9 protein-coding genes and 2 pseudogenes are annotated in these 6359 nt (G+C 33.3%); all 11 read left to right on the top strand.

The genetic code is table 11. The annotated features are described in order from the left end of the window. Positions 1-445 precede the first annotated feature (445 nt). Complete coding sequence (locus AC1DIT_RS22040) at positions 446-1159, top strand: class I SAM-dependent methyltransferase (RefSeq protein ID WP_016115093.1); 714 nt, start codon at positions 446-448, stop codon at positions 1157-1159. A gap of 347 nt (positions 1160-1506) precedes the next feature. Next, positions 1507-1845, top strand: a complete 339-nt coding sequence (locus AC1DIT_RS22035; protein WP_016115092.1) for a DUF952 domain-containing protein — start codon at positions 1507-1509, stop codon at positions 1843-1845. A 93-nt stretch (positions 1846-1938) separates the two neighbouring features. After that, a complete protein-coding gene (locus AC1DIT_RS22030) occupies positions 1939-2703 on the top strand; it encodes a serine hydrolase (RefSeq protein ID WP_016115091.1) in 765 nt (254 codons plus the stop codon). Between the two features lie 90 nt (positions 2704-2793). Next, positions 2794-3141: a GNAT family N-acetyltransferase gene (locus AC1DIT_RS22025; RefSeq protein WP_229161695.1), complete on the top strand. Its 348-nt coding sequence runs from the start codon at positions 2794-2796 to the stop codon at positions 3139-3141. Positions 3142-3159: 18 nt separating this feature from the next. Further along, positions 3160-3267: pseudogene (locus tag AC1DIT_RS22020) on the top strand (MmcQ/YjbR family DNA-binding protein); the annotation flags it as partial. Between the two features lie 106 nt (positions 3268-3373). Further along, positions 3374-3967 (top strand): DUF2441 domain-containing protein, encoded by a 594-nt coding sequence (locus AC1DIT_RS22015; RefSeq protein WP_016115089.1) that lies wholly within the window; start codon positions 3374-3376, stop codon positions 3965-3967. Positions 3968-4035: 68 nt separating this feature from the next. Next, a pseudogene (locus AC1DIT_RS22010) lies at positions 4036-4128 on the top strand (MmcQ/YjbR family DNA-binding protein); the annotation flags it as partial. Between the two features lie 3 nt (positions 4129-4131). Then, positions 4132-4686 carry a YdcF family protein gene (locus AC1DIT_RS22005; protein ID WP_016115088.1) on the top strand — a complete coding sequence of 185 codons (555 nt, stop codon included), beginning with the start codon at positions 4132-4134 and terminating at the stop codon, positions 4684-4686. A 101-nt stretch (positions 4687-4787) separates the two neighbouring features. Continuing rightward, a complete protein-coding gene (locus AC1DIT_RS22000; RefSeq protein ID WP_476998402.1) occupies positions 4788-5402 on the top strand; it encodes a DUF4241 domain-containing protein in 615 nt (204 codons plus the stop codon). A 54-nt stretch (positions 5403-5456) separates the two neighbouring features. Continuing rightward, positions 5457-5786 (top strand): GNAT family N-acetyltransferase, encoded by a 330-nt coding sequence (locus AC1DIT_RS21995; protein WP_016115086.1) that lies wholly within the window; start codon positions 5457-5459, stop codon positions 5784-5786. Between the two features lie 111 nt (positions 5787-5897). Continuing rightward, positions 5898-6284: a ribosomal maturation YjgA family protein gene (locus AC1DIT_RS21990; protein WP_016115085.1), complete on the top strand. Its 387-nt coding sequence runs from the start codon at positions 5898-5900 to the stop codon at positions 6282-6284. Positions 6285-6359 lie beyond the last annotated feature (75 nt).

Here is a 6359-nt window from a genome sequence, read left to right as displayed (position 1 = left end):
CATTAAAAGAAGGGATCAAAGAATTAAAAGTGCAACCCGTCACTCCGCAAAAATAAGGAATGTGCTTATTTTCTTACTACTAGTAATGGAATTTATGTAAATTACCAAAGAAACATCTTTATTCACTGAGAAGGTATAGCTACTCCATTTGTAATATTATTGCAATGATTGTAATGATAATTCTGAAAAGTTGAAATCAAATTCTAATGCTAAGGGTATTTCTAATTGTTTGGTTGGATTTTCAGAAAGAGTAAGGTAAATACTTTTAAAATAATATAAAAGGAAAATCAGGTGCCTTTATGCGTGTTAAATTAGCATAAATAGGCATATGTAGAGAGTTCAAACTTATTTGAATTTAAAGCATTGTTAACCCCGGTGAAACACGAATTATTCTAATTGTTAGTACAATTAGAATATAAGATTTAATTGGAAAGAAGGGGTTATTATGAAAGAAACAATTAATAGTTATGAAGATTTATTGGATATGTTAGATTCGTTATTGCGTGAACCAACTCAATTTTGGGATGATTTTTATTCTAATCGTGAAAAAGGAGTTCCCTTTTTTACTAATAAACCAGATGAGAACTTAGTTAATTATTTCGAGAAAAAATTACTTAATCCAGGAAAAGTTCTTGAACTCGGATGCGGTCCAGGCAGGAATGCAATTTACTTTGCTGAAAAAGGATGCTTAGTTGATGCAGTAGATCTATCACAGGAATCAATTCAATGGGCAACCGAACGGGCAAAAGAAAAAAATGTAAATATAAATTTTATTTATAACAATATCTTTGACTTACAAATTGAAGAGGGTACATACGATATTGTATATGATTCAGGATGCTTTCACCATATTGCTCCACACAGAAGAATGAGTTATATAGATTTGGTGAAAAAGGCTTTAAAACCAGGTGGTTATTTTGCAATCACTTGTTTTGTTCAAGGTGGAGAATTAGGTGGAGCAGACATAACGGATTGGGAAGTATACAAACTGCAAAGTCTTAAAGGTGGATTAGGTTTTACAGATAAAAAACTTAGAGCCATCTTTAAAGATTTTTCTGAAGTAGAAATACGTAGAATGAAAGAGATAAAACAATCGAATAAAGTATTTGGTGTCTCTGGACTTTGGACAGCCTTATTCACGAAAAATTCCACTGAATAATAAAAAATGCTATTCTTTTTGTAGAAATATACAGAAAGGATGGCGTTTTTGGTATGAATATATCGATTTTTGATGAGCTACAATTGTTTTCTAAAGAATTACAACGAAAAAGTAAATCTCGTTGGCACAACTATATAGTCGCTTTTTTAGGGATTCAAGGAAAAACTAAGCTTAAGAAGATGGGGTTTTAGTGGTTGCAACCTCCTTAATTGATAAGTCAAAAAGCAAAATAATTTCGTTTTGTGAGCATTTTAAAATCTGAGGTTGATGGGCATGTGGCGTTATCCCGTAACGAGCGGGAAAATCCTTTTATTGTTTCTATAAAGTAGGGAAGAAGGAGATTGACTATGATTACAAAGGTAATGGGAAAAAGTGCATGGGAAGTAGCAAAAGCAAAAGGAAACATAATGGAAGCTTCACTGATGCAAGAAGGGTTTATTCATTGTTCTTTTTTAGAACAATCTCTTCAAGTGGCAGAAAAGCATTTTAGTACTGAAGTGGAGTTAGTATTACTTGTAATTAATCCGTCGTTAGTTGAGGCGGAGATAAAATATGAATTGGCTTCTAATGGTCAAAACTATCCACATATATACGGAACCATAAATGCTAATGCTGTTGTGAAAGTAGTAGAACTTCAGAAAGAAAATGGCGGCTATGTTTTACCAGTAGAGTTGGAACAAAAATAGGAGAATGCATTTGTTAACCTCATAAAAGGATTTTTGATTCGTATTATCGAAATACTGAGAGGGATAAAAACGAAATCGAGAAGAGGCGTACAAATGGAGGAAGTAATCAAGAAAATAAAGGAGATAAAATCAGGTCAAGTAGGTATAGTTGCTTATTCGGCAGAAAGCCAAAATATAGTCGCTTTATATAATGATGATTTATTGGTTCCACTAGCGTCTGCCGCAAAGGTTGCAATTGGATTTGCTGTAGCTAAAATGGTTGAAGAGAATCAAGTTCGCTGGAGTGATGAAATCGCAAATATCGTATTTAATCCGAAAGAAGATAGTAAAGAAATATATCCACATCTACAAAGAAGAACCGTATTAACACTCAAAAGTGCTGTAGAAGTAATGATTGCATGTCATGACAATTGTATTGCACAATCTGTTGTCAACTTTTGCGGGGGATGGGAAGAAGTAAATAGGAGAATTCAATGTTCTTTTTCAAAGATTTATATTACGAAAGACCCAAGGGATATGAAAAATGTTGGGGAATTAAAACAAGTTCTTAAACTTTTAATTCGTATATTCCAAGGATATGAATTGAATCCGGTGCTATGGGAACCAATTATAAATGGAATGGTGAGACAACAAGGACAATATGAAGGAATACCAGGGTACGACTTAGCCCATATGACAGGTGGGTTACCTACAGCTGTTATAAATATCGGTATACTAGGAACATTTTATGAAAAACCATTGCTTTATGTGATTGGAGGAATGAAGTTACCAAATCGTTATGAAAATCAAGAAGCAGATATAAGAATGAAAGAAACACTACAATGTTTGTATAAAAAATATATAGAATGCTATATATAGTGATGAGAAAGGAGAATAGACTTGAAAATTATACAACAAAATAATTCAAAAGACAGCGAGTACATTAAAAATAAAGTAATCCAATACAATATGTCTATACTACCAGATGAGGTAAAAAGCCCATTAGAACATATAAGTTTTCTATTAAAAGACGATGTTAGCAAAATATTTGGGGGCATAACAGGCACAATATATTTCTATCACCTTCATATTGATTTTTTATGGGTGGATGAGTCAGTACGTCATGAAGGATATGGTAGTCAACTAGTAAATAAAATCGAAGAAATTGCCAAAGAGAAAAACTGTAGACTTATATTACTTGATTCATTTAGTTTTCAAGCACCTGAATTTTATAAGAAACATGGTTACAGGGAGTTTGGGGTAGTTGAAGATCACCCTAAAGGGTATAGTCAACATTTTTTAGAGAAACGTTTATAAGTACTACATAATTATATTATGGAAGTAACACGTACATGCTGTCTTTCAAAAAGAAAAGCAACTGAAGATTCTCCAGACGGATGGAATGCTACATGTATGAGAATTCATAATAAAATATTTGTGATTGATCCACTGATGAATAAAGAAACTGAAACTAACTATTCTTTACGGACAAGAGTGATGGGAATTACATAATATAGTCAATATGATGAAGACCAATAGGAGACAGACCATGAAAGAGAACGAATTGTATGTTTATCACATTGTTACTAGGAAAAAAATGATTCTTGGGCAGATAATTAACTTTGACAAGAATCAAAACAATACCTTATATCGCTTCTTTTTTGAGAGGGAACAATTGAATTCTAAAGGCGAAGACTTTATTCAGATTTTACAAGATCATTATACAAATGAAGGTTTGAACATGAATAAAGAAAATGCCGAAGTAGCTATTAAGTATGTAGACCAAACAATCAGAGCTATTAGAGAAGTAATAGTAGAAATGGTTAGACTACAAGAATATCCTGAATATCCTTCAAGATTGTCTTGCTTATACGCTGCGAAAAGCTATGAAGATGCTTTGAAATGGAAAGAATTATTTGATTCTTATAATCGGAAAGTTTTGCAGATTGTTAAACTTCGAGTTATTGGGAATTCTTTTTTGGGGGATGGAAATCTTTTACCAAAGGAAGATGGTGTTCCTTTCTCTCGAAAAATTGAACAAGCTAAAGAATATTGGAAGGGTAATGTAAAAAACGAGCTTCCAGAGCTGTTGATTAACGGAAAAATTGTAGTGGTAGAAATTATTGATGATTTCTCAGCTTAAATTCTAGGGAAGTTGTATATATCGGCTTTCCTAGAAAAATTATAAAAAATCAACTCTATTTGTTAACAGAGGTAATAAATCAAATGATAGATTGGTCTTATGATTTAGTTTTGCAATCTTTTTCGAAAAAGAAGCAGAAAGAGATTTTGGGAGAGGAATAGATGATGTCTTATCCATTCGATTGCATTACCAATTTTATTTTTGTTGAAACTGAAATTTCTCCAGCAGATGTAATTTTAATTCCTGGTGCTAATCATCCTCAACTCATGGAAAAAGCTACTTCGTTGTATAAACAGGGTTTAGCACCCTACATACTTCCATCTGGCGGATATAAACCACACGTAGGAACGACTGAATGGGATTTTTTAAGAAATATTGGCATTGCAAATGGAGTGCCTGAAGAAGCGATTTTAAAAGAAGATCAAGCACAACATACTTTGGAAAATGCACGTTTATCGTTGGAAGTTTTACAAAATACAGGTATAGAACCTAAAAAAGTTATCATTGTCTGTAAAGCGGGGCACTCGCGCCGGGCATTATTATGCTATCAAGCCGAGTTTCCAAAAGAAACTGAGTTCTTCGTCTCATCTGTAATCGACAGGTATGGAATAACTAAGGAAAATTGGTTTACGACTGAAATTGGAATCAGCCGTATAATGAATGAAGTTGAGAAAATCGGTAAGTACATTGGTCCTCATATTTCGAATTGGATGAAATAACACGTGAATTTTGTCTATTTTACTATAAACAAGAGACTGGATCGATGTATCCTCTATTTAGTAAAGTCTACTAATAAGAAAATGAAAGGAAGAGAAACATTATGTCAAAGCTGTTACATGAATTATCTAAATCGAATAGTGAGGTCCTACGTCCTGAAGTATTAGACCATTTAAAAGTTACTTCAGGTAAAATGGTTGCTTGTGATCCTCTTATTTTTAATAAAAATTCTTTCGAGCAAACAATTCAGCCCGGAACATATCCAATTGTTACTTGGTGGAAAGAGGAAGATGGTRTAATTGCTGGTGCTGAATTAAAATTATCRGAGTCAAAAGTRAYAGAGTGGAAGATGGCAACAAAACCAGGRCARAATGTAAGTGAACTRGACGAAGGATATATTTTTGGYTACCCAGTTGATACGGGTCTAGGATGTTTTGCAGATGTTGAAGCAATTGATAAATTAGAAGAAATAGAAGATAGACTACAACAAGAATTAGGAGAAGAATTTATTAGTTTGTATGATGATCTAATAGATGACGTACTAACAGAACATGATGATGAGTGGGGGAATTGTGTAGTATGTGAGGAAACAGAAAGTAATATTATTATATTCCGTTCAGGTTATGGTGATGGCTTTTATCCTTCCTATTGGGGATTTGATGAGAACGGGAAAATCGTTTCACTTGTCACTGATTTTCAAGTGTTATATGAAAAATAAGCTAATGATGATATAGGTGTCAATCATGTTTTGACTAGTGGGGGAGGGTGGAGTGTGGAAATCAGAAAGGCACATTTAGATGATTTAACTGTATTAATGAATCATCTTGGTTATCCAACAACTGTAGAAAAAATGAAAGTAAGACTTCAAAATATTTTTTCTCACCCAGATTACTATACGTTGGTAGCAGAAGAAAATGAGCGTGTTATTGGAATGATTGGCTTATGTACAGGCATACTTTACACTGAAGATGGAATATACGCTCGCATTATCGCATTAGTAGTAGATGAAGAGTTTCGAAATCAAGGAATAGGAAAAAGATTAATAGAAACAGCAGAGAAATGGGCGATGGGACAAGGGATAGATTCGATTTGCTTAAAATAGTGGGAATCGTGAGGAAAGAAAACATGCACACCAATTTTATAAAAATATAGGGTATGTTGAAAAAAGCACAGGTTTTGTAAAAAGTTTGTTGTGATAAGAGAGGATTTAAAAATGAGTTATAAACGAAATAGACTACTGTATGCGGTATTAACTATAATAGTAATTATCTTAGGTTTGGGATCAAGAAAGTTCGCGTATGTTTTACCAGATCTATTGAATGATTATTTAGGGGATGCACTGTGGGCTCTCATGATTTTTATTGGAGTTGGATTCCTGTTTCATAAAATGAAGACTAAAAAGCTCGCGTTTTTAAGTTTACTATTTTGTTATGGTATTGAAATCAGTCAATTATATCATGCGGATTGGATAGATAATATTCGTGCAACGACTTTAGGGGGACTTGTATTAGGGTATGGGTTTTTGTGGAGTGATTTATTAGCTTATACAATTGGAGTTGGAATGGGTATGCTTTGTGAATTAATGTTTCGAAAAGTATAAAAGGCTTCGGATTTCATAAAGGGGTATATGTACAATGGAATTCATATAGACGGTCAACGGTGTATTAGTGTCGTG

The sequence above is a fragment of the Bacillus sp. 05T22 genome, assembly GCF_056396765.1.
This window is presented reverse-complemented; position numbering and strand designations above follow the sequence as displayed.